Annotated in this window: 29 protein-coding genes; 3 read left to right on the top strand and 26 right to left on the bottom strand. The window is 45.3% G+C overall.

Annotated features, from left to right (window positions below):
* Positions 1 to 165 precede the first annotated feature (165 nt).
* Complete coding sequence (locus CHH91_RS14035; protein WP_095224074.1) at positions 166 to 642, bottom strand: SprT family protein; 477 nt, start codon at positions 640 to 642, stop codon at positions 166 to 168.
* An 88-nt stretch (positions 643 to 730) separates the two neighbouring features.
* On the opposite strand from CHH91_RS14035, the gene cmpA reads away from it, so the two are divergent.
* Positions 731 to 853 carry a cortex morphogenetic protein CmpA gene (gene cmpA / locus CHH91_RS14030; RefSeq protein WP_095224073.1) on the top strand — a complete coding sequence of 41 codons (123 nt, stop codon included), beginning with the start codon at positions 731 to 733 and terminating at the stop codon, positions 851 to 853.
* A 44-nt stretch (positions 854 to 897) separates the two neighbouring features.
* Here the strand turns inward: cmpA and CHH91_RS14025 are convergent, their stop codons facing one another.
* From CHH91_RS14025 to acpS, 15 genes are all read right to left on the bottom strand, one after another.
* Entirely contained in the window at positions 898 to 3,060 is a 2,163-nt protein-coding gene (locus CHH91_RS14025; protein WP_095224072.1) for a Tex family protein, read from the bottom strand.
* 89 nt (positions 3,061 to 3,149) lie between these two features.
* Positions 3,150 to 3,746: a SpoIIE family protein phosphatase gene (locus CHH91_RS14020; RefSeq protein ID WP_286160787.1), complete on the bottom strand. Its 597-nt coding sequence runs from the start codon at positions 3,744 to 3,746 to the stop codon at positions 3,150 to 3,152.
* Positions 3,739 to 4,530 (bottom strand): RNA polymerase sigma factor SigB, encoded by a 792-nt coding sequence (gene sigB / locus CHH91_RS14015; protein WP_095224070.1) that lies wholly within the window; start codon positions 4,528 to 4,530, stop codon positions 3,739 to 3,741. The genes CHH91_RS14020 and sigB overlap by 8 nt, the downstream gene beginning before the upstream one ends.
* A complete protein-coding gene (rsbW, locus tag CHH91_RS14010; protein WP_038558151.1) occupies positions 4,502 to 4,978 on the bottom strand; it encodes an anti-sigma B factor RsbW in 477 nt (158 codons plus the stop codon). Before rsbW ends, sigB begins: the two co-directional genes overlap by 29 nt.
* Positions 4,979 to 4,980: 2 nt before the next feature.
* The gene (locus CHH91_RS14005; RefSeq protein ID WP_095224069.1) at positions 4,981 to 5,310 is read right to left on the bottom strand and encodes an STAS domain-containing protein; all 330 of its coding nucleotides are present in this window, start codon (positions 5,308 to 5,310) and stop codon (positions 4,981 to 4,983) included.
* 56 nt (positions 5,311 to 5,366) lie between these two features.
* The gene (locus tag CHH91_RS14000; RefSeq protein WP_095224068.1) at positions 5,367 to 6,377 is read right to left on the bottom strand and encodes a PP2C family protein-serine/threonine phosphatase; all 1,011 of its coding nucleotides are present in this window, start codon (positions 6,375 to 6,377) and stop codon (positions 5,367 to 5,369) included.
* Between the two features lie 16 nt (positions 6,378 to 6,393).
* Complete coding sequence (locus CHH91_RS13995) at positions 6,394 to 6,795, bottom strand: anti-sigma regulatory factor (protein ID WP_038558144.1); 402 nt, start codon at positions 6,793 to 6,795, stop codon at positions 6,394 to 6,396.
* Positions 6,796 to 6,797: 2 nt separating this feature from the next.
* Complete coding sequence (locus CHH91_RS13990) at positions 6,798 to 7,154, bottom strand: STAS domain-containing protein (RefSeq protein WP_038558142.1); 357 nt, start codon at positions 7,152 to 7,154, stop codon at positions 6,798 to 6,800.
* Positions 7,151 to 8,023 carry an RsbT co-antagonist protein RsbRA gene (locus CHH91_RS13985; protein WP_095224067.1) on the bottom strand — a complete coding sequence of 291 codons (873 nt, stop codon included), beginning with the start codon at positions 8,021 to 8,023 and terminating at the stop codon, positions 7,151 to 7,153. The genes CHH91_RS13990 and CHH91_RS13985 overlap by 4 nt, the downstream gene beginning before the upstream one ends.
* A 210-nt stretch (positions 8,024 to 8,233) precedes the next feature.
* Positions 8,234 to 8,584, bottom strand: a complete 351-nt coding sequence (locus CHH91_RS13980) for a type II toxin-antitoxin system PemK/MazF family toxin (RefSeq protein ID WP_038558138.1) — start codon at positions 8,582 to 8,584, stop codon at positions 8,234 to 8,236.
* A 4-nt stretch (positions 8,585 to 8,588) separates the two neighbouring features.
* The gene (locus CHH91_RS13975) at positions 8,589 to 8,864 is read right to left on the bottom strand and encodes a hypothetical protein (protein ID WP_038558136.1); all 276 of its coding nucleotides are present in this window, start codon (positions 8,862 to 8,864) and stop codon (positions 8,589 to 8,591) included.
* A gap of 156 nt (positions 8,865 to 9,020) precedes the next feature.
* Positions 9,021 to 10,193 carry an alanine racemase gene (gene alr / locus CHH91_RS13970; RefSeq protein WP_095224066.1) on the bottom strand — a complete coding sequence of 391 codons (1,173 nt, stop codon included), beginning with the start codon at positions 10,191 to 10,193 and terminating at the stop codon, positions 9,021 to 9,023.
* A gap of 86 nt (positions 10,194 to 10,279) precedes the next feature.
* Positions 10,280 to 11,296: a LolA family protein gene (locus CHH91_RS13965; protein WP_095224065.1), complete on the bottom strand. Its 1,017-nt coding sequence runs from the start codon at positions 11,294 to 11,296 to the stop codon at positions 10,280 to 10,282.
* A gap of 50 nt (positions 11,297 to 11,346) precedes the next feature.
* Positions 11,347 to 12,858 carry an NAD(P)H-hydrate dehydratase gene (locus CHH91_RS13960; RefSeq protein WP_095224064.1) on the bottom strand — a complete coding sequence of 504 codons (1,512 nt, stop codon included), beginning with the start codon at positions 12,856 to 12,858 and terminating at the stop codon, positions 11,347 to 11,349.
* A gap of 61 nt (positions 12,859 to 12,919) precedes the next feature.
* A complete protein-coding gene (acpS, locus tag CHH91_RS13955) occupies positions 12,920 to 13,285 on the bottom strand; it encodes a holo-ACP synthase (protein ID WP_095224063.1) in 366 nt (121 codons plus the stop codon).
* Positions 13,286 to 13,440: 155 nt separating this feature from the next.
* Here acpS and CHH91_RS13950 point away from each other — a divergent pair, with 155 nt between their 5' ends.
* Complete coding sequence (locus CHH91_RS13950) at positions 13,441 to 14,211, top strand: rhomboid family intramembrane serine protease (protein ID WP_095224062.1); 771 nt, start codon at positions 13,441 to 13,443, stop codon at positions 14,209 to 14,211.
* Positions 14,212 to 14,237: 26 nt separating this feature from the next.
* On the opposite strand, the gene CHH91_RS13945 is transcribed toward CHH91_RS13950, so the two are convergent.
* From CHH91_RS13945 to CHH91_RS13920, 7 genes are all read right to left on the bottom strand, one after another.
* A complete protein-coding gene (locus tag CHH91_RS13945; protein WP_095224061.1) occupies positions 14,238 to 15,680 on the bottom strand; it encodes a PH domain-containing protein in 1,443 nt (480 codons plus the stop codon).
* Positions 15,673 to 16,152, bottom strand: coding sequence for a PH domain-containing protein (locus CHH91_RS13940; protein WP_095224060.1), 480 nt, complete (start codon positions 16,150 to 16,152; stop codon positions 15,673 to 15,675). The genes CHH91_RS13945 and CHH91_RS13940 overlap by 8 nt, the downstream gene beginning before the upstream one ends.
* Positions 16,133 to 16,255: a hypothetical protein gene (locus CHH91_RS21260; protein ID WP_286160786.1), complete on the bottom strand. Its 123-nt coding sequence runs from the start codon at positions 16,253 to 16,255 to the stop codon at positions 16,133 to 16,135. The genes CHH91_RS13940 and CHH91_RS21260 overlap by 20 nt, the downstream gene beginning before the upstream one ends.
* Positions 16,256 to 16,289: 34 nt before the next feature.
* Complete coding sequence (cshA, locus tag CHH91_RS13935) at positions 16,290 to 17,792, bottom strand: degradosome RNA helicase CshA (protein ID WP_095224059.1); 1,503 nt, start codon at positions 17,790 to 17,792, stop codon at positions 16,290 to 16,292.
* 328 nt (positions 17,793 to 18,120) lie between these two features.
* A complete protein-coding gene (locus tag CHH91_RS13930) occupies positions 18,121 to 18,813 on the bottom strand; it encodes an alpha/beta hydrolase (RefSeq protein WP_095224058.1) in 693 nt (230 codons plus the stop codon).
* Positions 18,814 to 18,839: 26 nt separating this feature from the next.
* Positions 18,840 to 19,364 (bottom strand): YppG family protein, encoded by a 525-nt coding sequence (locus CHH91_RS13925; RefSeq protein WP_095224057.1) that lies wholly within the window; start codon positions 19,362 to 19,364, stop codon positions 18,840 to 18,842.
* Positions 19,365 to 19,473: 109 nt separating this feature from the next.
* On the bottom strand, positions 19,474 to 19,749 hold the full coding sequence (locus tag CHH91_RS13920; RefSeq protein WP_176465798.1) for a glutaredoxin family protein: 276 nt from the start codon (positions 19,747 to 19,749) through the stop codon (positions 19,474 to 19,476).
* A 189-nt stretch (positions 19,750 to 19,938) separates the two neighbouring features.
* On the opposite strand from CHH91_RS13920, the gene CHH91_RS13915 reads away from it, so the two are divergent.
* Positions 19,939 to 20,826, top strand: coding sequence for an SDR family oxidoreductase (locus CHH91_RS13915; RefSeq protein ID WP_286160785.1), 888 nt, complete (start codon positions 19,939 to 19,941; stop codon positions 20,824 to 20,826).
* Positions 20,827 to 20,856: 30 nt separating this feature from the next.
* On the opposite strand, the gene abc-f is transcribed toward CHH91_RS13915, so the two are convergent.
* From abc-f to CHH91_RS13905, 3 genes are all read right to left on the bottom strand, one after another.
* Positions 20,857 to 22,479, bottom strand: a complete 1,623-nt coding sequence (gene abc-f, locus CHH91_RS13910; RefSeq protein ID WP_176465797.1) for a ribosomal protection-like ABC-F family protein — start codon at positions 22,477 to 22,479, stop codon at positions 20,857 to 20,859.
* A 162-nt stretch (positions 22,480 to 22,641) separates the two neighbouring features.
* On the bottom strand, positions 22,642 to 22,749 hold the full coding sequence (locus tag CHH91_RS21480; RefSeq protein ID WP_353615327.1) for an RAxF-45 family protein: 108 nt from the start codon (positions 22,747 to 22,749) through the stop codon (positions 22,642 to 22,644).
* 63 nt (positions 22,750 to 22,812) lie between these two features.
* Positions 22,813 to 23,706 carry a YegS/Rv2252/BmrU family lipid kinase gene (locus CHH91_RS13905; protein WP_095224054.1) on the bottom strand — a complete coding sequence of 298 codons (894 nt, stop codon included), beginning with the start codon at positions 23,704 to 23,706 and terminating at the stop codon, positions 22,813 to 22,815.
* Between the last annotated feature and the right edge of the window lie 39 nt (positions 23,707 to 23,745).

Genomic DNA, 23,745 nt, shown 5'->3' with positions numbered 1-23,745 from the left:
TTTTAATCACTTTGTTAGCGACCTTATGTATCTTACAACATCTTTCGCTGTGTGTCAACCACTTTCGTGATTTTTTCTTGCACCGTTCGTCGACGGCTTAATAAATTTATCATGGATTACGGAACACGTCAACACTTTTCTTGAAAGTTTTTGTCCTTTCTTGTTTTATTTCTCCAGTAACTCAGTATTCTCTAGCTTTTTCAGCGTCCCTCCGCATTTACCGCAACCATATTTACGCGTATTCACTGTCTTTCTTCGCTTATACACATGCTTGCATTTCGTACATCTGTAATATAAAAGCTTCTTTTCCTTAACAGACGGAAGCATATTACAAAAGCGTGGTGACTTCGTCTGCCGCAGGAGTTCGCGGAATTCTGGATCCCTATGACCGTACCCCTTCCCTTCTATATGAAGATGGTAATGACATAGTTCGTGTTTGATAATTCCAATTGTCTCTTCCTGCCCAAGCTCCTGCAAATACTTCGGATTAATCTCGATTATCCGTTTACCCGGCAGGTACCTGCCTCCAGTCGTTCGCAGCCTATTGTTATACCTTGCTGTATCGACAAATGGCCGATTGAACCATGCGACGGAAATCTCTTCGACGATTTGCTGCAGATTATCCATTGTTATTTCTCTCATTAACGCAGGCACCTCCAGTTTCTGTTATGCATATGATACTGCAGACATTCATTTTTTCCGACATCCATAGGCTGCAGGAGGTAAAAGAATGCCTAATTGGTTGAAAAATCAACTTTCACAAGCTTTCCTCACTAAAAACGTAAACCAATTGAAGGTTTTGAATCAATGCTGGTTCTTTTATAAACGGAAACAGCAGTCCAACGGCGGCTAAAGCCCCTGTCCCACGAGGGGAGAGGGGCTTTTTCGCTGTTATTGTTACTTCACCATTGTAAGTGCAATTCGCTGTTTGTCAATATCTACTCTATCTACCCAAACAGTGACTACATCTCCTACCGATGCAATATCCATCGGATGCTTCACAAACTTATTAGACATTTTGGATATATGGACAAGTCCATCTTGCTTAACCCCTATGTCGACGAACACACCAAAATCAACGACATTTCGGACAGTTCCTTGCAGTTCCATCCCTTCTTTAAGATCTTCCATTGCCAATACATCCTGCTTCAATAATGGTTGATCAAAATCATCACGCGGATCTCTCCCTGGTTGATTAAGGGCTTGTACGATATCCCGGAGAGTAAGATCACCGATGCCCAATTCTGCAGCAATCACGGCTATATCAAGATCTGCAAGCTTCTCTCGCAGTTTATCAGTCCCTATATCCACTACATCCGCACCAAGCCGCTTCAGAAGCTGCTTGGTGGCAGCATAACTCTCTGGATGGATCGGCGTTCTATCAAGCGGCTCCTCGCCGTCCAGGACACGCAGAAATCCGATACTCTGTTCATATGTCTTGCTGCCGAGCCTAGGAATAGACTTAAGCTGCTTACGCGAAGAAAACTTACCAATCTCATTCCGCTGCTTCACGACATTCGCTGCCACCGTCTTACTAAATCCAGATACATACTGCAGCAAGGATTCAGAAGCTGTGTTTACATTGACACCTACTTGGTTTACCGCAGTCTCCACAACAAAACCTAGGGAATCATTCAATCTTTTTTGTCCCACATCATGCTGGTACTGTCCAACACCAATCGATTTTGGATCGATTTTGACTAGTTCTGCTAATGGATCCTGAACTCTGCGACCGATGGAAATAGCACTTCGTTCTTCTACTTGCAGTTCCGGAAATTCTTTTCTCGCTAATTCTGATGCAGAATACACACTTGCACCCGCCTCATTTACGATTATATAAGCGACGTTGCTTTCCGTCTGTTTTATTACATCTGCAATGAATTGTTCTGTTTCCCGTGATGCAGTTCCGTTACCAATTGCAATTAGTTCTACATCATACTTATTCAATAAAGCCTCAACGACTTTACCAGCTCCTTTGATATCATGACGCGGTGCAGTAGGATAGATGACATTTTTTTCGAGCAATTTTCCCGTCTCATCTATTACTGCCAGCTTACAGCCCGTGCGAAAAGCCGGATCCACACCTAATACAACCCGGCCCTTCAATGGCGGCTGAAGAAGAAGGTTTTTCAAGTTCTCCGAGAAGATTTTAATTGCTTGCTCTTCCGCTTTCTCTGACAGCATGGAGCGAATTTCCCGTTCGACGGATGGCTGGATGAGACGCTTATAGCTGTCCTCTATAACTGTCTGCAAGACAGATGCCACATCAGCAGCAGTTCTTTGCTTGATGACTTTCCGTTTAAGATAACCTAGAATGACATCTGCAGGAGGCTCAACAGTTACCCGCAGTATGCCTTCTTTCTCACCGCGGTTGACAGCTAATGTCCGATGGGACGCCATCTGACGAATTGGCTCCTGATACTCATAATACATTTCATATACGCCTTTTTCATCGTCTTCTGCCTTTTTTACTTTCGTTAACAGCATACCTTGCTTCTCTGTCTTTTCTCGGATATAGTCCCGGAAAGCAGCTTGCTCACTGATCCATTCGGCTACTATGTCACTTGCACCTTGCAGCACTTCTTCAACCGTCTGCAGTTCTTTCTCAGGGTCGATATACGCTTTGGCTTCTTTTTCAAGGTGCTGGATTGTTTGCTCATACAACCCCTTGGCTAGGGGCTCCAAGCCTTTTTCTTTAGCGATTGTAGCTTTTGTGCGCCGCTTTTGCTTATAGGGGCGATACAAGTCTTCGATACGCTGCAGCTGCATGGCTGCCAGAATATCACGCTTCAGTTCTTCTGTCAGTTTGCCTTGTTCTTCAATCAAGCGGATTACTTCTGTCTTCCGCTGATGGAGCTGCTGTGCATACTCCCATTTATCTTGAATCGCTTTGATTTCAACTTCATCAAGAGCGCCAGTCTGCTCTTTCCGGTAACGCGCAATAAACGGTACTGTATTGCCCTCTTCCAGCAAATAGATGACCTGCTTAATTGATGATTGCTTAATTGATGTTTCTTTTTCGACCCATTGGATGAGTCTGGCTTGAATGGTTGGTTCCAATTTTGTTCCTCCTGACTGCTTCTATATCCATTGTAGCAGAATTGGCGGACAGATAAAAAAAGGATCAGCACCTGAGTCAGGCACCGATCCTATTCCGTGTATTTCATAGCTATCATAGTAATATCATCTTTATGCGGCTTTTGTTTGGAAAGAGCGAACATATCCCGTATCTTGCGTACGTCCTTTTCTTTGAAAAGGTCTTGTGTAAGCTCGTTATCAGACACCCCATCAGAAAACATGACGAATATCATGTCATCCTGTAGAATCCCTCGGGAAATTTTATATTTCCGCGGATACCCTGCAAGAAAACCCTGGCTTGGTATACAGCGTTCCCTTTTGCCGCTCGTAATCGTCATGATTCCGATATTCCCAATGCTAGTGAAGGAATACGTACCTGCCCGATAATCCACCTTTAGGATACCGAGTACAACTCCGCGTTTCCCTACCAGCACTTCGTTTGATCTCCTGATCAATTCATCGATTCCGCTGTGTACATGGTCTTGAATCACATCTACTACAACCTGTGATGACTCTTTAGCAAATTCTCCGCTTCCAAGACCATCCGCCAGGACACAGATGAATTCATGTTCCGATTCGTGATAGAAATAACTATCTCCGCAATAATAGTTGCCCTTTTTAGGCTCCTGAAACGCCGACACATCCATATGGAGATAAGTATCACTCAAAGCTGTCAGCACCTTCAGCTTGTAAGGCTTCCCGTAATTTGCGCAGGGCTCTGCGCTGCAGACGCGATACATGCATCTGAGAAATACCGAGTCTTTCTCCTGTGTCTTTTTGACTCATATTCTCAAAATAAGTGCAGCGAAGAATTTCCTGCTCCCGCTCACTAAGAATCGGCAGCACCTTTTCCAGCAGCATTCTGCGGTCAATATCTTCGTAGCCATTATCCGTCGAACCTACCAAATCAAGGATCGCTACAGTACTGCCATCTGAATCAGCTTCAATCTTTCTGTCAACAGACAATGCCTTGTAGCTTTTGCCCATTTCCATTGTCTCTAAAATGTCCTCCTCGGACACTTCCAGAAAAGCAGCGATTTCCGCCACAGTCGGGGACTTCTGATTATCAGTAGTCAGCTCGTCGATTGCTTTACGAATTTTCGGACCCAGTTCTTTGATCCGCCGCGGCACATGGACACTCCATGTCTTATCACGAATAAAACGTTTGATTTCTCCGATGATGGTCGGAATAGCAAATGATTCGAATGACTTGCCGAATTCCGGATTATACCGACGGATCGCTGCAAGCAAGCCGAGCATTCCAACTTGAACCAAATCTTCATGGATGGAACTGTTCTTAGAGTATTTCCTCGCTATGGATGTGACAAGATCTTTGTATGTGAGTACGATTTTTTCTTGGATTTCTTCATCTGTGGGATACTTTTGCAGATGATCTATCCATTTATAAACCTCATCCTCACGGTTATTGTGTGGTTGAGATTTGGTCGTCATCTAGTCCCACCCCATTTTCATGAAGGTATTTCGTCATGAGGACGATCACTCCGGAATCGCTATTGATTTCCACTTTGTCCATCAACGCGTCAATCAGGAATAAACCGAAACCGCCCTCCCTCAGCTGTTCAATTGGTTCTGCAGCTTCATATGGTCCAATATTCCGTTTCACTTGATCCAAGTTGAAACTGCCGCCGTGATCTGCGACCATGACTTCGAGCCGATTTTCATAAACACCGAAACCAATTGTAACTTCGCCATCTTCATCTTTCTCATATGCATGGTTCACAGTGTTTGTTACCGCCTCGGAAATTGCAACCTTCAAATCCTCGATATCCTCGTAGGAAAAGCCCATCCGGTTTGCAACACCTGAGCTGGTCAGTCGAATTACCCCAACGTATTCTGGTTTAGCCGGTACTTTAATCTCGATAAAATCGAACGATTCCATAATTAATAGCCACCTTGTACTGTTTTGTCAACATCGATCACATCGATCAAACCTGTAATCTCGAACAAACGGTATACACGGTCCTGCAGCTGTACGAGCTTCAATTCACTGTTGTTTTCTTTTGTCGATTTCAACCCGCTAACGAATACGCCTAATCCGGTACTGTCCATATAATTAACATGCTCCAGATTAACCTCCACTTTACTGCCCTCTTTTTCGGTAAGGGATAAAAGTGTCTCTTTCAGTTTAGGAGCTGTATACGCATCTATTTCACCAGCTAATAAAACTACTGATTTTCCTTCTTTTTCTTGTACGTCAACAGTTAAGTTCATCATGTACCTCCTAAGGGCTAGTTACCATTCCTATGTAATACCCGTTTGTTCTTTTTTTAAACATCTTTTTTGATAATTATCAATGTAAAATCATCTCGCAGGTGAAAATCCTGGAGTCTTTCAAAATGCTTATACACGTTTTCCACCAACTCCTGCGCTGAAAGATGGGAAAAACTCTTGATAACCTCAAGCACTTCCTCACTCTCGATGAAGCGATCTCCTTGACGGCATTCCGTCACACCGTCGGTAAGCAGGATAACCATATCACCAGCATGGATCTCCCTTTCATACTGGCGGTACTGGGCCATATCTGTCACGCCAAGAACGACACCTTTTGCCCGAATCTCTTCAAAGGTATCGTCAGCAGCATGATAATAGAAGCCTGGCTCATGTCCCGCTGATGAATAGGATATTGTGCTGGCTGCCGGATTGAAAAGTGCATAAAACATTGTAATGAACATACTTGGATCGACATTCCGTTCCACTACCCGATTAAGGCTTTCCAGTATTTCACTCGGGTTTTTATGCTCAGACGGAAAGCTTTCCATTGCGTATTTGATCATCGACATGCATAATGCTGCCGGGATACCTTTGCCGATCACATCAGCCACCGTTATACCTACAGTACCATCTTCATGATGGATGAAGTGGTGATAGTCACCATTCATTTGATTTGCAGGTACACTGACAACTCCGATATCGAAACCTTCTACATCCGGCTTCACTGTTGACAGCAATGTATTTTGCATTCTGGCCGCTACGGAAATTTCCGATTTTATCTCCAGCTGTGTTTCACGAAGATCCTGGAATTCCTGCAATGCCAGCCCGTAAGAAATCATTACTTCCAACAGAAAGCTCATCGAGTGCTGAATGTTCTCCGGAAGATCAGGATAAATATCTTCCAGCGCATTGATATGCGTGTTGATGATCTCCTCCAGCGAGATATTATGCTGTATGGAGCGTTTACTTATCTGCTCTGCCTCGTATAAGGCAGACTCGTCTTGTGTATTGATGTATTGTTTGAGCAGTTCACGATAGTGTGACAGATCTAGCTTAAGCGCATCCACCTGGCATCAACCTCCTCTAACGAACCCATTTAACGACGCGGATTTCCGTTCCTTCGCCTGTCTTTGAAGTTATATCGAATTCATCCATCAAGCGTTTTACACCAGGAAGACCTGCGCCAAGACCTCCAGATGTGGAGAAACCATCTTCCATTACCTGACTGATATCTTTTATACCGGGACCTGTATCAATGGCAACAATGCAAATTCCGCGTGAACCGACGTTCTCCACCTCATCGAAGCAGATCTTACCGCTTCCTGCATACAGGTAGATATTGCGTGCAAGCTCTGATATAGCAGTTGCTATACGGGCCTGGTCAACAATCCCGAAGCCAAGCTTCTTCGAAAAGTCGCGGCCGAATTGTCTGGCACCGACAATGTCCCATTCTTTCTGTATATTTACACAGGTTCTGAAGTCCATTTTCACTCCTCCAGTTCCTGGCGCAATTTAATCAATCCTTGTTCTAGATCTAATGCCGTAGTTACCTCATTCAAATGAATGCCCAAATCAATTAGTGTTACTGCAACGGCTGGCTGAATGCCGGTCAGCACGACTTTTGCTCCCATCAAGTCTGACATCGTCACCACATCACCTAGTACCTTGGCGATAAAGGAATCGATAATGTCAACAGACGTCAGGTCGATAACTACCCCTGTTGCTCCGCTTTGATGAATTTTGTTGAGCAGGTCTTCCTGGAATTGAATGGCAGTCTGATCATCAAGATCAATCTGGATACTGATCAGCAAGTAATTATGCAGCTTCAATATTGGAATTCTCACGATTGTTCACTCCTATCAAGCGAATCGATCAGCTCTTCTATAGTCTGTTCTTCGCTGTTTGTTTGTACGATCATTTGATTCGTCATTTCAAGAGCCGTTGTAAATCCTTTGCGCAGAGAGCTTTTCGTCGGGAACTTACTAAGATCTATCCCAAGATTCACTATCGTCTGAGCTATCTCGGGTCTAATGCCAACAAGGATACAAGTAGAACCGATCAGTCTCACTGCTTCTGCCGCCTGGATGATGTGATGCGCAACCATCGTGTCCACAACTGGCACCCCGGTGATATCGATCAGCACAACCTCGGCATGGTGTTTGATTACTCCATCGAGTAAGTTCTCCATTATGAATTTTGCACGCTCGGTATCAATGGTACCGATAAGAGGCATGACCGTAATATTGTCCATAACCGGAATCAACGGTGCAGAAAGCTCTTGCAATGCGACACGCTGGAGTGAAACTGTATTTTCCCAGCTGCCGGAATACTCATTCACAAGCTGGTTGATCACTGGATTGACAAGCTCGTCCACATGACGCAGAACCTTTGGTACAGGTACATCCAATTCTTCATGTTCAATGAGAAACTCAATTGCGACACGCTTAAAAAGCTGCAGACCATCCGTTAGATAGCTGAGCGGCCAACCCAAGTTAATTACGCGTTCAGTAAAACTGTCCAGATCGGAAGTCAAACTCTCCTTTTCGACACTGCCGAAAATGATATTGACGAATTCCCGATTGGTGTTTTCGAAAAGATCCTGTGAAATTGTAGAATTTGCTACTTCCTTCTGCTTCTCTGCGACTTCCTCAAGCCACATATGAACCAGATCATTACTATTTCCAACCAGAATCTCCTTCAGATTTTTTGCCATCATGAAACCCCCGTATTGTAACGTTCACCTTGTCAAAGGCTGACTTGCTGCAGTCATATGTTCAAGGTCACTATTATCTACTCTTAATCTAACACCAATACGCCCGCCTTGCCAATAAGGCGACTTCTTCTTAGTATATACCAAATTCCAATAGGACTGAAATCAAAATAAAAAGCCCTCACGTTTATATACGCAAGGACTATTCCATATCTAGAACTCTGTAAGCCCTAGACTTATTTCAAGTGCTCGATTTATATTCTCCATCATTGGAGGGTCCAGCTGTGTGATTTTATCAGTCAGCCGCTGCTTGTCGATTGTTCGGATCTGTTCCAGAAGAATGACGGAATCCCGTTCAAATCCATACTTCTTGGCATCGATCTCCACGTGGGTCGGCAGCTTGGCTTTTTGGATTTGTGCCGTTATCGCTGCTATGATGACGGTCGGACTGAATCGGTTTCCGATATCATTCTGCAGGACCAATACCGGGCGCACGCCCCCCTGTTCTGATCCCACCACCGGGGACAGGTCGGCGAAATAGACTTCGCCTCTTTTAACGATCAAAGGCCTACACCCCGCTTACAAGGCGCTCTAACGTTACTTCTGCCTCCTCTTCAGCTTGAAAAGCTTCTGAAGCGATATTTAGATTGATACGTGCCATTTCCATGTACCCTTTTTGCATGGTCTCACGAATATTCTTTCTTTCCTGCACGTATGACTTAGCCGCTTGATAGAAGAAATGATCGAGACTATTGTTATTGTTCTGCATCAAACCATCCACCTCATTCAGGAGTTTCTTAGGCAGCTTTACAACGATTTCTTGTAAGCCTTCGGACACAACCATACACCTCCACCAATTCGCTCGGGTCGTTTCTGTAAAAATCCACTTTCATCATACCATCCGAGCCATGTGTTTGCAAAGGACCCTCCGGAACTTTTTGATAAAAAAAGCCTTTTTCAAACAAAAAGCTTGGGAGAAAGGCTGACTTTCTGCCGAAAATTATAAGCTTTCGCCAGGAGAAAGTGCATTGGCGATTTCGACAATCTGACCAGAGCGTTTATAGACGCGCGGCATTCGAGCGCCAATAAGGCAAGGAATCTCATAATTGATAGTGTCTACCCAGTCTGCCACTTCATCCATGCTGATAAAAGCATCCAGCTGTGAACCGATGAGAACAACTTCCGTACCGGTTGGATAGGCTTTATCAAGCTTCACCATGCATTGATCCATGCAGACCCTGCCTACAATCGGCATTCTCTTGCCATCTATAAGTACCTCGAATCCTTGCATTTTGCGGATCCATCCATCTGCATATCCGATAGGCATTGTCCCGATCCATTCCGGTTTATCTGTTTCATAGGTTGCGCCATAACTCACCGCTTCATGTGCTTCAAGCTGTTTGACGTGCACTAGTTTACTGTGCAGGGAAAACGCTTGACGGAGTGCTATCGGATGCTCTTCTTTGACGGTCTTTGACGGATAAAGTCCATACATGCCGATGCCGAAACGGACAAAATCCGACTCATCCGCAGCAAAACGCATGCTGGCTGCACTATTGTCTGTGTGGACGATGACTGGGTGGTGCCATTCCTCCCGCAGAGACTTGAATAACTCGTCAAATTTGCTTCGCTGTCCTTCAAAATACGCCAAATCAGACTCATCTGCTGTTGCAAAATGTGTATAGACACCTTCCAGGGTTAAAGACGGCGCATCAAGCATTGGCAATACAGAGTGAATTTCTTCCGCTGTCCGGAAGCCTAATCTCCCCATTCCCGTATCCAGCTTCATATGCAGCTGAAGGGGCTTGCGGAAGTGTTGGGCACGCACTGCCTCCAGCCAATCCTTACGGTAAAAGGTAAGCGAAATATCATGCTCTGCAGCAATTGCCGCATCCTCAGCACGAGTTGCTCCGAGCACAAGGATCGCCGCCTGTATGCCGGCTTTTCGCAAATGAATCGCCTCATCCAGAAAAGCGACCGCCAGTGCTGATGCTCCGGCGTTCAGCGCAGCCTGCGCGACTTGGGCATATCCATGTCCATATGCATTCGCTTTGACAACCGCATAAATCCCTTTGTCTTCTCCGATATGTGCTGCCAGTTGCTTTATATTATATTCAACATGATCGAGATTTATTTCCACCCAAGAATCCCGATAAAAATGGTCGACCTTCATTTTGTATTCATCTCCTACAATTTTTACCTCCGTCTATTATAGCAGGAAAACAAAAAAAGCAGACTGGGTTCGTCTGCTTCTGCTCATTATTTCATAGCCTGGCCATTGATGGATGCCGCTACTTCCTGGATTTCTTCCCGCGTCAATTCCTCACTGGCAAGCATATAATCGACGCCGTTGTTTGTCCATGTCAGACTGGAGGAGGTAATGGCTCCTACGGTGAAACCGAGGCTGATTGGTTCGCCGCTAGCCGGTATCGCTGCGGCTGCAGCAGTCTCGGATACATCCGCTTGTTCCTGAATCAATGTAAAACTCTTCTCGCCTTCATATGTCAGGATTACCCGTTCCTTCCCGTCAGCATTGACTTCCTTCTCCTCAGCAAGTGCAGCCCCCGCCGTCTCTGTCGGATATAACACAGTCAATCCTTGCTGTTCATCCGGTACTGCAGAAGCTGGTACCCCGGATAGAGATCCAGTCATATTGTTCTCTAGTTCAAAGTCCTTTTCACCGAACTTCGGATCAAGTTTGAATGCGGAGAAGGCTACTTCGACCATCGGCTTTTTATCTTTATCCAATACTTTTACCAGCTCAGGTGTATATGTTTTTTTGTTGAAATAGATTTCCTGGTAAGGCAGCGTTGTATTGTTCTGATATGTCGTTTTCGTCTGGAACACATAATGCTCTTCTGTAGATTCGAAGGTCGCAGTATTGTCCTTCAGAACATCCTGCACGAGCGATTGGAACAAATACGGCTGACTGCTGTTATAAGGCCACTCGCTCTGGAATTTGAAGCTCTTCTTCAAAGCAGGCGTGAGAACGAATACGCCATCTTTATTGCGCAGAATCACCTGACTGCCCTGCTCATCGGTATCATTTTTCAACAAGACCCGGTAATGGTCGTCTTTCTGATACCACACGTCAATACCGTAGGCTTGCTGTTCTTCTCCTGTGTTCAGCTTCATAGTGGCTTCGGCCTTGTAGCCTTGCAGCTCAGCTGATGTCTCTTCCAGCTTCTTTACTACATCTTCCTGAGAGGCTTCACTGCAGCCGGCTAATAAGAATAAAAAGGCAGCAAAGACAATCAAACCAGCAAATTTTTTCATGGTCACACTCCTTTGTCAGCTATAAAGCGAACAAAGAGAACATGCCCCCGTCAATCGGAAATGGTACGAAAAACCTTGGCCAGCCCCTTCATAAGATCAGTTGCCAATAAGTCCTGCTGGGAATGCGAATCTTCGACCAATACATCGGCTGCTTTTCCGTGGATGTAAACTCCGTTTGCAACTGCCTCCATCGGATCCTCGTGCTGCATGAGCATTGTAAGGAGGATACCGGAAAGTACATCTCCGCTTCCGCCCTTACTTAAACCAGGGTTGCCAGTCGTATTGACAACCTGACTGCCATCTGGGGCGGTGATGATGGTGTATGCCCCTTTCAGCACGAGATGTACCTGATGCATTATCGCAAATTTCCGAGCCAGCTCGAATGGTCTTTCCAGCAGTTCTGGCACTTTCATATCCAGCAGCATGGCCATTTCTCCAGGATGCGGCGTCAAAACTGTCGGAGCTTGTCTATTCCGAAGGATCTCCAGGTCGGATTTGATATGATAAAGACCATCAGCATCTAAAAGGACAGGAACTTCCGCTTCTTCAAGCACCCGTTTCGTCAAGGCAGCTGTTGCTTCGCTCCGTCCCATTCCCATGCCGACGACAATTGCATCATAAGGACTTACATCCAAGTCTTCCGTATCGGCTATCACGCCATTCTCCTCATTCAAAGAAGTGAATGTCGCTTCTGCCAAGTGGGATAATACAGATGGAATGACCTGGCGCAAGGTTCCGACAGTCAGAAGACCTGCTCCTGCCCTAAGAGAAGCCATGCTGGACATCGTAACTGATCCTGGCATTTCAATTCCTCCCCCGATGAGGAATCCTTTGCCATTTGTCCCTTTATGAGAAAAAGGCTGCCGGATCGGAAATGACCGCTTCACGTCCTTTTCAGTCCATGTTCTGGCACCGGCTTGTCTGCCTAGATAGGCAGCCGGCAGGCCGATGGATACTGTATCCCATTTTCCGTAGTAAGGTGCTGTTTTCTGGATGAAGGCGCTAGGTTTCGGCGCTTCGATGATGAAGGTATAATCGGCTTCGATCGCTTCTTCAAATTCCGAGGCATCATCCGCCGGTACACCGGAAGGCAAATCAATGGCATAAACACGTGCATCACTGTCATTGACAGCCTGTACGGTTTCCGTATAGGGGCTTCGCAGCTTGCCACGAACACCCAAGCCCAGCATCGCATCCACAATGATATCCGCTTTAGCCAATGCTGGCTGGAAAGCGTCTGCTTCCACATCCATCACTTCACCGCCAAGCCGGTCGTAAACCTGCTGATGCATCGCTGCATCGGCTGTCAGGTTGCGCCCTACTTGGACAGCAGCCACATCATATCCTTCATTCAGCAGCGTCCTGGCTACTACATATCCATCGCCGCCATTATTGCCGGAGCCACATAGGACTAATATTCTGTCCGTGGTTCCGATCAGCGGTTTCATCCTTTCAGCAATGGCACGGCCGGCAGATTCCATTAAGATGCTGCCGCTGATCCCTATTTCCTCCATTGCATAACGATCCACTTCGTACATTTCCTTTGCGGTGACAATATACACGCTGTTCCCTCCTACCCGCACTACAATTTATGAGACAGGCCCACATAATATGCAAACAAGTCTATTTATCCTGCGTAATGATCACTTGCGCAGCAGCATATGCATCCGAATGGGTAATCGACAGGAAAACCTGCTCCCCCTCTGCCTGGTCGCTGGCTTTGAGGACTGGCGCTCCTGCTTCATTCGGCATTATTTCAATATCATGAAGACCCAATTTGCCTAAACCGGTGCCTCTTGCTTTTGCGTAGGCTTCCTTTGCAGCAAATCGTCCAGCAGCAAATTCTACTTTCCGTTTATCTGAAGATAGTGAATGATAATGTGTTTGTTCTGATTTTGTCAGAATCCTAGTCAGGATCCTCTCGCTTTGCACAATCGCTTTTTCGATACGTGCCAATTCTGTAATATCTAATCCGATACCCTTAATCATGATCGCACAACCCACCTTCCAACTGAATTCTCTACCGAGTATTGTACCCTATATGTATAAAAGCAGGGGGGAAAGTTATAAGATGTTATGACAAGCAATTTTCATTGGATTACGCTATGCTGTTAGCTAAAAGAAGGTATGAAGGAGGGATTGGATTGTTCCGCAGAACTGAAAGCTTTAAAGAATATTTATATGCTTATCCTGTCATCAGCTTGATCGTAGCAGTTAATCTGCTGCTTTGGATTATAACAGGCCTGCTGCCAACTGAATTCGGAAGCAGCCTCTATCAATTAGGAGCAGGTGTGAATCTCTTCATCTCTGGCGGAGAATACTGGAGGCTCGTAACACCTATCTTCCTGCACGCACCCGGAAGCATCTCCCATGTGCTTTTCAACTGTTTCTCCCTGGTTATATTCGGACCAGCTCTCGAGCAAATGCTAGGGAAACTGAAGTTCATCCTGTTTTACTTGCTGACCGGAATTGTTGGAAATGCTGTGACTTATGTACTCGATCCTTACAGCTTTGTCAGTCATATAGGGGCTTCCGGTGCAATCTATGGATTGTTTGGAATTTACCTGTTTATGGTTTATTTCCGCAAGCATTTGATAGATCCCGGAAATGCGCAATTGATCGTCATCATCTTCCTTGTCGGTATCGTAATGTCATTGTTTTCCGCAAATATAAACCTCACAGCACATCTAGCTGGAGCTGTGGCAGGATTTGTACTAGCTCCACTCTTCCTTATAAAAGCAAAGCCTTTCTCCATTTATCGAAACAAACGTCCTCGCCAGCGTGATGACGATGCAGGCTTTGACGCCGACCGCTGGAAAAAACGTCCGTATGGGAAACGAACCAATAAGAAGGTTATCATGTGGATTGTTATCGTAGCTTTAGTGCTTATCGGTATCTACGATTATATGAATTGAACCGCACAAATGTTGTGCGGTTCTTTTTAACTGCGGAAGGAATACCAGTCAGAGGCATCCTTTGTATCCTTTTCCTCCAGATGCTTCACCTTGAATCTGCTTCCCATTGTCCCTCCTGATGCAACAGCAATCTTCAATGTACCAAGCTGTTTTTTTGATTGGAAGTAATGCTGCGATCCATAGAAAGCCTGTACCTTTTTACGATTCACATGGACAGTCACTCGTGTCAGCTCCCGGTACCGCATCGTAAGCATATCTGTCTCCCAGGACACACCAGCGTCCCGATGGCTTAGGATACCGAAGATAATGGTAAGTATGACGAGCAGAAGAGCCAGCAGCCCGTACCCGCCAAAGAAGTAGACTAGCACCCCGGTTGCTAGAACAGTAATGAGCGATGGGAGAAATAGATATCGAAGCAATGCACGCTTCGGCGGCTTCCTAAAGCTCGGCTCCACTACAAATTCAGGTAACAGCTCATTCAGAAAACTAGCGAGCTCAGATTTTTTCAGCAGCGGGAAAAGGACAGTGGAAAAACTATTTTTATCAGCATCACTTGCTCCACCTGCAATTTCTGCGCTCACCGCAAGTAATCCGAAAGGCTGGCGAAAGATATTTTCTTCTATTTTCAGTGCTTGAATTCGATGCAACGGTATGGTCATTTCCCTTTTTTCAAGCAGACCTCTTCGTATGGAAAGCTCATTCCCTTGCTTGGTTATGTCAAAGAAGCAATATTTTAATATCGTTCCGACCATGGCTACCATCCATGTCAACGCCAAGCTGCCGATGACAAAAATGATAGATAGAAGCAAGCTCTGCTGCGATAGCCAATCATAAGCAAAAGAATAGATATTTATATTAACTACCTCATCTGCTTGCTGTGTAATTGCAAAAAGGAACCCGAAAATGACACCCGTGCCGCCCGAGGTAGCAGCAGCGACTAGCAAGCGGCGGAAACTGAGCCGATAGCTGTTCCGCTCCTCTTGCATCGGTGCATCCTCCGTATTCTCCTGTAGTACGATATTCTCTTTCCTTTTTACAAACTGCTGTATCGCCGCAGCTTCCAACTGGGAAAGGGCCGGAATCATCCCTTCCGCCTCTTTTCCTCCACCTGCTGTCTGTACCTCCAGCTTGACCAGACTAAAAAGTCTGTGAAGGATATTTGCACTTGTATTCACGGAATGGATACGATGTCGGGATATATAACGCTTTTTCTTTATAAAAACCCCAGATTCAATTCGGAGTTCATCATCTTCCATCCGATATGTGAATCGGTACCAATATAAAAATCCAAACAGACCGCTTAGCAGTAAGATAACCCCGATAAGTGCGAAAGGACTCCACCAAAACAACTTGGTCATATCTCTCAGTAATGCGATAAATGCAATAGCAAGTGGAACAATGGCGTCTTTGATGAGCTTCAGCATCCGGAGGACGATACTGATTGGATGCATCCTTTTCGGTTCAGACATCTTCTTCCTCCACACGAGCAAGTATTCCGATACGATCACGCAGCTCCAAAGCTTCCTCCAAAGCCAAAGCTGGTATATTGTGTGTCGTTGCAGCTGTTGAGACAGATACCGTGGCCAAACCGAATTTCTTCAGCACCGGTCCTTGCTCGGTATCGACATGCTGCACCCGGATCATCGGCACAATCGTTTGCGTAACAATGAAGATGCCGCTTTGTATGTATATTTCCTGCTCAAACACTTCGTAACGCCACCTTCTCCATCGCAGTGCTGGAAGCAGCCAGATAAAGAAAATCAAGCCAGCGGCGATAATAGCCCAAGCAATATAAATGATAGCATCCGGAATGGACCAGGTATTCCAGAAAAACGTAAGAACCCCTGCTGCAATGACTGGCAGCAGCATATACAGGCTGGCATTGATGCGCCAAACCTTCTTTGCATTCACTGCAATTTTGTTACGTGGCTGTGACTTCATCTTCTTCCCCCTCTTCGGTTTTACCATACGTTTCGACTGGAAATTTGTTTCGTTTTTGAATGAAAAAAGAGCCTTGGAAATAATACTCCAAGACTCTTGCCATAAAAAAAGACACCCTTTCAGGTGTCTTTTTTTAATTAGTTATCGTTGTTGCGTTTGCCGCGGTAGCCGCCGCCTCCGCTGCCATTGCGTTTGCCTTGTCCTTGGTAGTTACGGCCACGCGAATTGCTGTTACGGCCATAGCCGCCACGTCGGTCGCCATTACCGCCACGGGAACCGCCGCCACGGTATTTCTTTTTGTCCTTGAAGTTGCCTTTTACGCTGATTGGAGCAATGGAAGTAATACGAACCGGTGTATTACGACGCTCTTTTGTCAGCATTTTCAAAGCAGCTGCAACAACTGTTTCAGCACCGAACTGGTTGATCAGCTCGTTTGCTTTTTCGTTGTATGCTTTTAGATCTTTATTTTCGATCGTACGCATCATTTTATCGATAGCGATCTGCTGCTGTCCTTGTGCAGCTTCGTCGTTAGTCGGAGCATCTTTGCGTGCAATTTTGCTCTTTGTTGTTTTTTCGATCAAATGCAGGTGAGAAATCTCTCTTGGCGTGATAAAGGAGACAGCTTGTCCAGCTTTACCAGCACGTCCTGTACGACCGATGCGGTGCACATAGCTTTCCGGATCCTGCGGGATATCGAAGTTATATACATGCGTTACGTTAGAGATATCAAGACCACGTGCAGCAACGTCAGTCGCCACCAAAATTTCTACACGGCCATTTTTAAATTTGTTCAACACGGACATACGCTTGCCTTGTGTAAGATCGCCATGAATACCTTCTGCGCGGAAACCGCGAGCCTGCAAGCCTTCTGTCACTTCATCAACACGTTTTTTCGTTCTGCCGAATATAATTGCCAATGTTGGCTCATCGATATCAAGCAAGTTGGAAAGTGTATCGAATTTCTGTCTTTCCTGAACTTCGATGTAAGTCTGATCGATGTTCGTTACAGTCATTTCTTTTGCTTTTACTTTAACTTCTGTAGGGTCTTTCATCAATCTCGTACCGATATCACGGATTTCTTTCGGCATTGTCGCACTGAATAGCAATGTTTGACGCTCTTCAGGGATAGAGGAAAGAATTTCGCGAATATCGTCGATGAAGCCCATGTTTAGCATTTCGTCAGCTTCATCCAATACAGCAGTGTGAACATTGCTGATATTGATCGTTTTGCGGCGGATATGGTCAAGCAGTCGGCCAGGTGTCGCAACGACGATATGCGGGCCTTCTTTTAGTGAACGGATCTGACGGTCCATATGCTGACCACCGTATACTGGAAGTGTACGGATTCCTTTGAATTGACCAAGACGGTGAAGCTCTTCTCCTACCTGGATAGCAAGCTCACGAGTCGGTGCAATAACCAAACCTTGGATTTGGCGTTTAGAGCGATCGATTTTGCTGATCATCGGGATACCGAAGGCAGCAGTTTTACCAGTACCAGTCTGCGCTTGACCTAGTACGTCTTTTCCTTCCAGGGCGAATGGAATTGTCTCGGCTTGGATCGGTGTAGCCTCTTCAAATCCCATTTTATCTAATGCTTTTAAAATTGGTTCCGAAATACCTAATGAACTAAATGTTGTCAATTTCTTATTACTCCTTTATATAAAAAAAGTCTCACTGATGAAGCACGGCAGTTATACACAATAAAAAAGCCTTCCTCCACGCTTGGGAAGAGGCCTTAAGCAAGCATTCATTGGATTTAATTATAGTAACACACTATTTATCCGAATTCTACCTATATCTATGATTACACGTACATATACGTGTAATATTTATCATTAAAGCCCTTCCAAATGTCTAACAGATCTTTGGAAATCGTTATATTATTTTCAAGCAGCAGTCCTACCGGCTTTCACAGCTTTGTTTCTATTTTCTCCTTTAGGATGGATCTTAAACACTCACCGGCAAATATTAAGCCTCAAGCAGAAATTCCTCCACTTGCGTACAGATTTGGTCGATATCCGGACCAAGGCATAGAAGATGTCTCGATTCGTCAAAGAGAACCATTTTCTGCTTCTGGGAGCCAAGATGTTTGTGCAAATAGTTTACAGTACGATGCGGCACCATGCTGTCTTGAATTCCCTGCACAATGAATACGGGACAGGAAACTGCAGGTAATGCTTTTTTTGTATAATCTACACATTTCTTGAATTCCCAGAATGCACGAAACGGAATTTTCCCTTTTTTCTCTTCCCGCAGTTTGGTCAAGTCGTCCAAAATATCGCCGCTCAGCTGCTTTTTCATGTTTTGCCAGGCCTCAATCGTCAGCAGCTTCCAGTTAAGGTATTTACCCGATGCTGATAACAGGACAAGCTTGTCAGCACCGTATTTGGCGGCTAAATGGGAAGCAATCATTCCGCCCATCGAAAATCCTATTACATAGACCTGGGTACATTCTTGTGCAAGACGCTCATATGCTTCCTCACAAGCCTTGATCCATTCTCTATGACCGACTCCGCGGAGGGACAGCTCATCTGCCTTCCCATGACCAGGCAGAGCGACCATTTCCACTTTCCATTCCGTATGATTCATTAAATGCTCAGTTAAGGGCTCCACCTCGTACGTACCACCGGTGAAGCCGTGGATACATAATATTCCTGTCATTCGATCATCTTCGCTTTCCTTATTGTTTATCTCAGTATCTTCAAAAAAGAACCGAGTGATTTGACGATTGGAGAAACCTGCTGAACCGTCGATGCCATCTGTCCGACGGTCGACATCATCTTATTAATATCCATTTGGCCATTCTTATCTTGAAAGTAAGTTGCCAGCCCTTTTGTCAGCTGCGCTTGCTGCTTTGGCTGCTGGATATTTGTCGGCTGGGCATATGCATGCCAATACGGCGCAAGAGGTGGTTTTTTGAAATACTCATACGGCGTTACCTGCTGCGGCGGCTGTGTTTGCTGCGCTTGCTGCCAGCCTCCCCACTGACTGAAATACTCAGGAGGATATGGATTGTAGGCATAAGGCTCGGTCTGTCTGTTAGTATCACCAACATTTACATTTGCTTGCATCCATGTATGAGTATTCATCGTATCATTAAATTGCTCTCTAGGCTCGGTTTGATAAACAGGTTCGTAATAATAACGCTGCCGTCCATCGCTCATCTGCTGCTGTACATGGGAGCGTGGCTCTGTCGTATTGTAATAATGCATCTCCACACACCTTTCCTATTTCTCCTTTATCGTATGTTAGGCGAAGGAAGGGCGTTATTCTTAGCATTAAAAAGAAAGCAAAAACCATCGCAGATACGTTGATTTTTGCTCAATAGCTGAACTGTGTCCGTGTGGACTGCATTCTGTTGATAAGCCCAAGCATTTGCTGAAGCTTGTTTTTTTGGAACCCTAGAACCTTTTCACCATCGATCAGGACAAGCGGAGTGCTGTAAACGGAATGTGCTTGCATTTCCTTCAATACAGCGGGCGCATTTGTGATATTTTTGACACTGTAAGAAATATTCCACTTATCAAGCTGCTCCATCACTTGCTCGCATTGCTTACAATGATCACTGATGTATACTTCTACATTGCGATGTCTCATCTGCATTCTCCTTTTGTCTCCTGCCAATGCATTCTACCAAATATTACCCCCGCACCTAGTACTTAAAACCTATTTTCAGCAAAGTTCCGCTTTTTTTCATGCAACCCATTACATTTCGAATATGCAGTTTGATTTAAATGAAACGTGGTATCAATAGCATATATACGAAACGAAAAGGAGCTGTCTTAATTGCCAAAAGATCCAAAAACACAATATTACCATGATACGTATCCGAAACAATATCAGGATCCGCCCGGTCTGCAGAAGGATATGGATCCAAAGCCTGATTGCGGAGAAGATAGCTATAAAGGATCCGGAAAACTGACAGGACGAAAAGCACTGGTTACTGGTGGTGACTCCGGTATCGGCCGTGCCGCTGCTATTGCTTACGCAAGAGAAGGTGCCGATGTAGCTATCAACTACCTACCAGAAGAGCAGCCAGATGCCGAAGAAGTAAAAGAACTAATTGAGGCAGAAGGGAGAAAGGCCGTACTTATACCCGGAGACCTTCGAAACGAGAGATTCAACTATAAGCTTGTAGAGGAAGCAGTCGAACAATTAGGCGGTCTTGATATCCTTGCACTTGTCGCTGGTAAGCAGCAAGCTGTAGAGGACATTGCAGATTTGACAACCGAGCAGCTGAAAGCGACATTTGAAACAAATGTATATCCGCTTTATTGGCTGACAAAAGCTGCCCTTCCGCATTTGCCAGCGGGGTCTTCGATCATTACGACGACATCTGTGGAAGGCTTCAATCCTTCTCCAATGTTGCTGGATTATGCAGCTACGAAAAGCACAATCATCGGTTTCACAAAAGGTCTGGCAAAACAGATTGCCGATAAAGGAATCCGCGTGAACTCTGTTGCACCGGGGCCAATTTGGACACCATTGCAAATTTCCGGCGGACAGCTGCAGGAAAACATCCCTGAATTCGGCTCCAACACACCGCCAACACCTGCCGGACGTGCAGGACAGCCGGTTGAGCTTGCCAGCGTGTATGTATTCCTTGCGTCTGAAGAATCAAGCTATGTAAGTGCACAGGTATACAGCATCACTGGCGGAATTCCGACAGCATAAAGAAAAGCTGCGAGCAATGCTCGCAGCTTTTTATTGTTTAACTATCTTCCATTGGTCTTTTGTCTCTTCATAATTACCCGGATAACGATGAAGCACCCCATTTTCCAGGTAAGCTGTCTGATCAAAACAGGTATTCAGCAGATGTCGATCATGGCTGATACCAAGCACCGTTCCATCAAAACGCCCCAGAGCCTCCTCCAGAACCTCCCTTGATTCCAAGTCCAGATGGTTCGTCGGTTCATCCAAGATGAGCAAATTGATACCTTGATGCATAAAAATGGCAAGTTTCAGCCGCATTCTTTCTCCTCCGCTCAAGCGCCCAATCGGCTGGAACACTGCGTACCCATAGAACATGAATGCTGCCAGCATATGTCTTGCTTCTGCTTCCGCCACAGAAATCACCGTTCGGAAATAATCAATCATCCGCATGGCGGGATCCGCTTCCTCCAATGGATGCTGCGGCAGATAACCCACCTGCACTGCACTCCCGATCTTAACGATTCCGCTGTCAGCACGTAAACTGCCAAGGACAATTTTGATTAATGTCGACTTGCCGCTGCCGTTATCCCCTACAATAGCTACCCTTTCTTTATAACGCAAATGCAGCATGATATCCCGCAGCACTTCTCGTTCACCGAAGGACTTTCTGATTGATTCCATACGGATGACATCTTCTCCGCTGCGCTGGTCTGCAGCAAGTTTAAGCCTCATCTTTGCCGGATCAATATTAGGCCTGGACAGCTTCTCCATCCGCTCCAATGCGCGTTCCATATTACGCGCACGCTTATGCAATCCTTCATTCGGCGGATTTGCCTGATTCGCCCACAGCTTCAGCCTCTTGATTGTTTCCTTCATTTTCTTGATCTTTTTCTGCTGTTCCTTATATGCTTCGAATTCCTGCAGGAGCTTCGCTTCCTTTTGTTTCAGATAAGAGGTGAAGTTGCCGGTATAAACAGTCACCTCCCCATCCTCTAAATCAGCAATCCGGGATACAGTTGCATCCAGGAAATACTGATCATGTGAGATGACGCATACAGCTCCAGCGTAATTTGCCAGAAAGTTTTCAAGCCATTCAATAGCTGACAGATCGAGATGGTTTGTCGGCTCATCCAACAGCAGCAAATCTGGCTGCTGCAGGAGTACATACGCCAAGCCCACCTTTGTTACCTCTCCTCCACTCAGTTTGGCAAAAGGTTCTTCCAGCAGCTGTCCAATGTGCAACCCATTTGCTGTCCGAGTAATGTTTGCATCCATTTCATAGCCGCCTGCTTCTGCAAATGCAGTTTGCACCTCTCCATAAGCAGCCAATGCTTTCTCCATTTTTCCCGGATCCAGCATTTGCTCCTCTAATTTCCGCATTCTTTCCTGCAGGGCAGCAAGTTCATCGAATGCACCCATCAAGTACTGCTTCACAGTACCAGCATGCCCAACTGGAATTTGCTCTAAATAACCTATTTTTGCTTGCTTGCGTATAAACACTTGCCCTCCATCACATATCTCCGTCCCGATGATCAATTTAAAGATCGTTGATTTACCACTGCCGTTTCGACCGACCAAACCAAGCTTTTCTCCCGGCTTCAGCTCCAGGTTCAGCTTTTCGAACAATATATTACCGCCCATGATTTTCTTGACGTCCTTCAATGTAATTAACATGTTATCCGCTCCTTTTCTATAAAAAAAAGCCAGACAGCAAGACTGTCTGACTCTGACAAATTCTAAAAAAGGGTACAAAAAAACCACACGCAGGGTGTGGTTCTCTCTGAAACGCCTTTTCTTTCTGCTGTAGAGAAATAGATCCTGCACATTATCCATTATTTAGTTGGTAAAAAAGGGCATACGTATCCCGTTACCAACAAAACCATGAATAATCGCGCGGCGATGCAATAGATTTTGATCGGCTTCACGCGAAAGTGTGTGCAACATCTGATTCCCCTCCTTTTCCTTGTAAGTATTTCCAGTATAGAGGTTATGGAACGAATTGTCAAACTATTCTCCAATTATCATTTCAAGGTGTCCAGGCAGGATCTTTACCTCACCAGATGTTTCCTGATAAACTTCTCCATCCATATCAATTGGTTTACCCGCAGGAGACAAGAAGCGAATTTTTTCAGCTTCCTGAATTTCTACCTCAGTCAGATCAGATAGAACTGTTTTATTTTGTTTAATCTGGAGAAGCTCTTTAAAGCTAGTCAAATTGGAATTTTTCACAAATATTACATGCAGCTTACCATCATCCGGCCTTATATTTGGCCCTGCAAACTCTCTTGTACCGATAAACCGGCCGTTCATTACCAGAATCATAACTGCTTCTCCCTCTACATTTTCACCATCGATTTCCATTTGATATGAAAATGGTTCAGCCTGGTTGACCGTTCTTAAGGTACTGATAAAATACGATAGTACGCCTAAGCGGGCTTTCTGATCTTCATCGATGTTATTCGATGCATCCGCAATCAGCCCCACTCCCCAGAAATTCAAGAAGTACGATTCCTCATACTGGCCAATGTCTATCGAGGCAGTCTTCCCGTCAGCGATTGCTGCAGCTGCCTTCCCTAAATTCTGCGGCAACCCTAACATGCGGCTGAAATCATTGCAAGTACCTCCCGGAATGATTGCAACTGTCGGACGCTTCGGTAAAGGTGCAATAGCATTGATCACTTGATGGATGGTACCGTCACCACCGTGTATGATCAATAGATCAATGTCTCCTGCAACCTCCCTGCTGTATTTCACCAATTCCCCCAGATCTTTCGTTTGCATGACCTCTAGCTGTTTGACCGATGACACAAGCTTTGGCAATGTTTGTCCCAGTTCCCGTTCCATGAGGTCATCGTCCATATTTCCATTCACTAGATATACAGCGTGTTCGAATGTTTGCATCGTTCTCCTCTCCTTCCCTATTAATGTTCCCTGCGCATT

The organism is Virgibacillus sp. 7505, assembly GCF_002272135.1.
In the GTDB taxonomy this organism is placed as follows: Bacteria; Bacillota; Bacilli; order Bacillales; family Amphibacillaceae; genus Terribacillus.
This window is presented reverse-complemented; position numbering and strand designations above follow the sequence as displayed.

What these genes read in the sequence shown, in the direction of transcription:
- CHH91_RS14035 (WP_095224074.1), bottom strand. Translation starts at nt 642, where the DNA reads ATGAGAGAAATAACAATGGATAATCTGCAGCAAATCGTCGAAGAGATT.
- cmpA (WP_095224073.1), top strand. Translation starts at nt 731, where the DNA reads ATGCCTAATTGGTTGAAAAATCAACTTTCACAAGCTTTCCTCACTAAA.
- sigB (WP_095224070.1), bottom strand. Translation starts at nt 4,530, where the DNA reads ATGACGACCAAATCTCAACCACACAATAACCGTGAGGATGAGGTTTAT.
- rsbW (WP_038558151.1), bottom strand. Translation starts at nt 4,978, where the DNA reads ATGGAATCGTTCGATTTTATCGAGATTAAAGTACCGGCTAAACCAGAA.
- CHH91_RS14005 (WP_095224069.1), bottom strand. Translation starts at nt 5,310, where the DNA reads ATGAACTTAACTGTTGACGTACAAGAAAAAGAAGGAAAATCAGTAGTT.
- CHH91_RS13995 (WP_038558144.1), bottom strand. Translation starts at nt 6,795, where the DNA reads ATGGACTTCAGAACCTGTGTAAATATACAGAAAGAATGGGACATTGTC.
- CHH91_RS13985 (WP_095224067.1), bottom strand. Translation starts at nt 8,023, where the DNA reads ATGGCAAAAAATCTGAAGGAGATTCTGGTTGGAAATAGTAATGATCTG.
- CHH91_RS13975 (WP_038558136.1), bottom strand. Translation starts at nt 8,864, where the DNA reads ATGGTTGTGTCCGAAGGCTTACAAGAAATCGTTGTAAAGCTGCCTAAG.
- alr (WP_095224066.1), bottom strand. Translation starts at nt 10,193, where the DNA reads ATGAAGGTCGACCATTTTTATCGGGATTCTTGGGTGGAAATAAATCTC.
- CHH91_RS13965 (WP_095224065.1), bottom strand. Translation starts at nt 11,296, where the DNA reads ATGAAAAAATTTGCTGGTTTGATTGTCTTTGCTGCCTTTTTATTCTTA.
- acpS (WP_095224063.1), bottom strand. Translation starts at nt 13,285, where the DNA reads ATGATTAAGGGTATCGGATTAGATATTACAGAATTGGCACGTATCGAA.
- CHH91_RS13945 (WP_095224061.1), bottom strand. Translation starts at nt 15,680, where the DNA reads ATGTCTGAACCGAAAAGGATGCATCCAATCAGTATCGTCCTCCGGATG.
- CHH91_RS13940 (WP_095224060.1), bottom strand. Translation starts at nt 16,152, where the DNA reads ATGAAGTCACAGCCACGTAACAAAATTGCAGTGAATGCAAAGAAGGTT.
- CHH91_RS21260 (WP_286160786.1), bottom strand. Translation starts at nt 16,255, where the DNA reads ATGGCAAGAGTCTTGGAGTATTATTTCCAAGGCTCTTTTTTCATTCAA.
- CHH91_RS13930 (WP_095224058.1), bottom strand. Translation starts at nt 18,813, where the DNA reads ATGACAGGAATATTATGTATCCACGGCTTCACCGGTGGTACGTACGAG.
- CHH91_RS13925 (WP_095224057.1), bottom strand. Translation starts at nt 19,364, where the DNA reads ATGCATTATTACAATACGACAGAGCCACGCTCCCATGTACAGCAGCAG.
- CHH91_RS13920 (WP_176465798.1), bottom strand. Translation starts at nt 19,749, where the DNA reads ATGAGACATCGCAATGTAGAAGTATACATCAGTGATCATTGTAAGCAA.
- abc-f (WP_176465797.1), bottom strand. Translation starts at nt 22,479, where the DNA reads ATGTTAATTACATTGAAGGACGTCAAGAAAATCATGGGCGGTAATATA.
- CHH91_RS21480 (WP_353615327.1), bottom strand. Translation starts at nt 22,749, where the DNA reads ATGTTGCACACACTTTCGCGTGAAGCCGATCAAAATCTATTGCATCGC.
- CHH91_RS13905 (WP_095224054.1), bottom strand. Translation starts at nt 23,706, where the DNA reads ATGCAAACATTCGAACACGCTGTATATCTAGTGAATGGAAATATGGAC.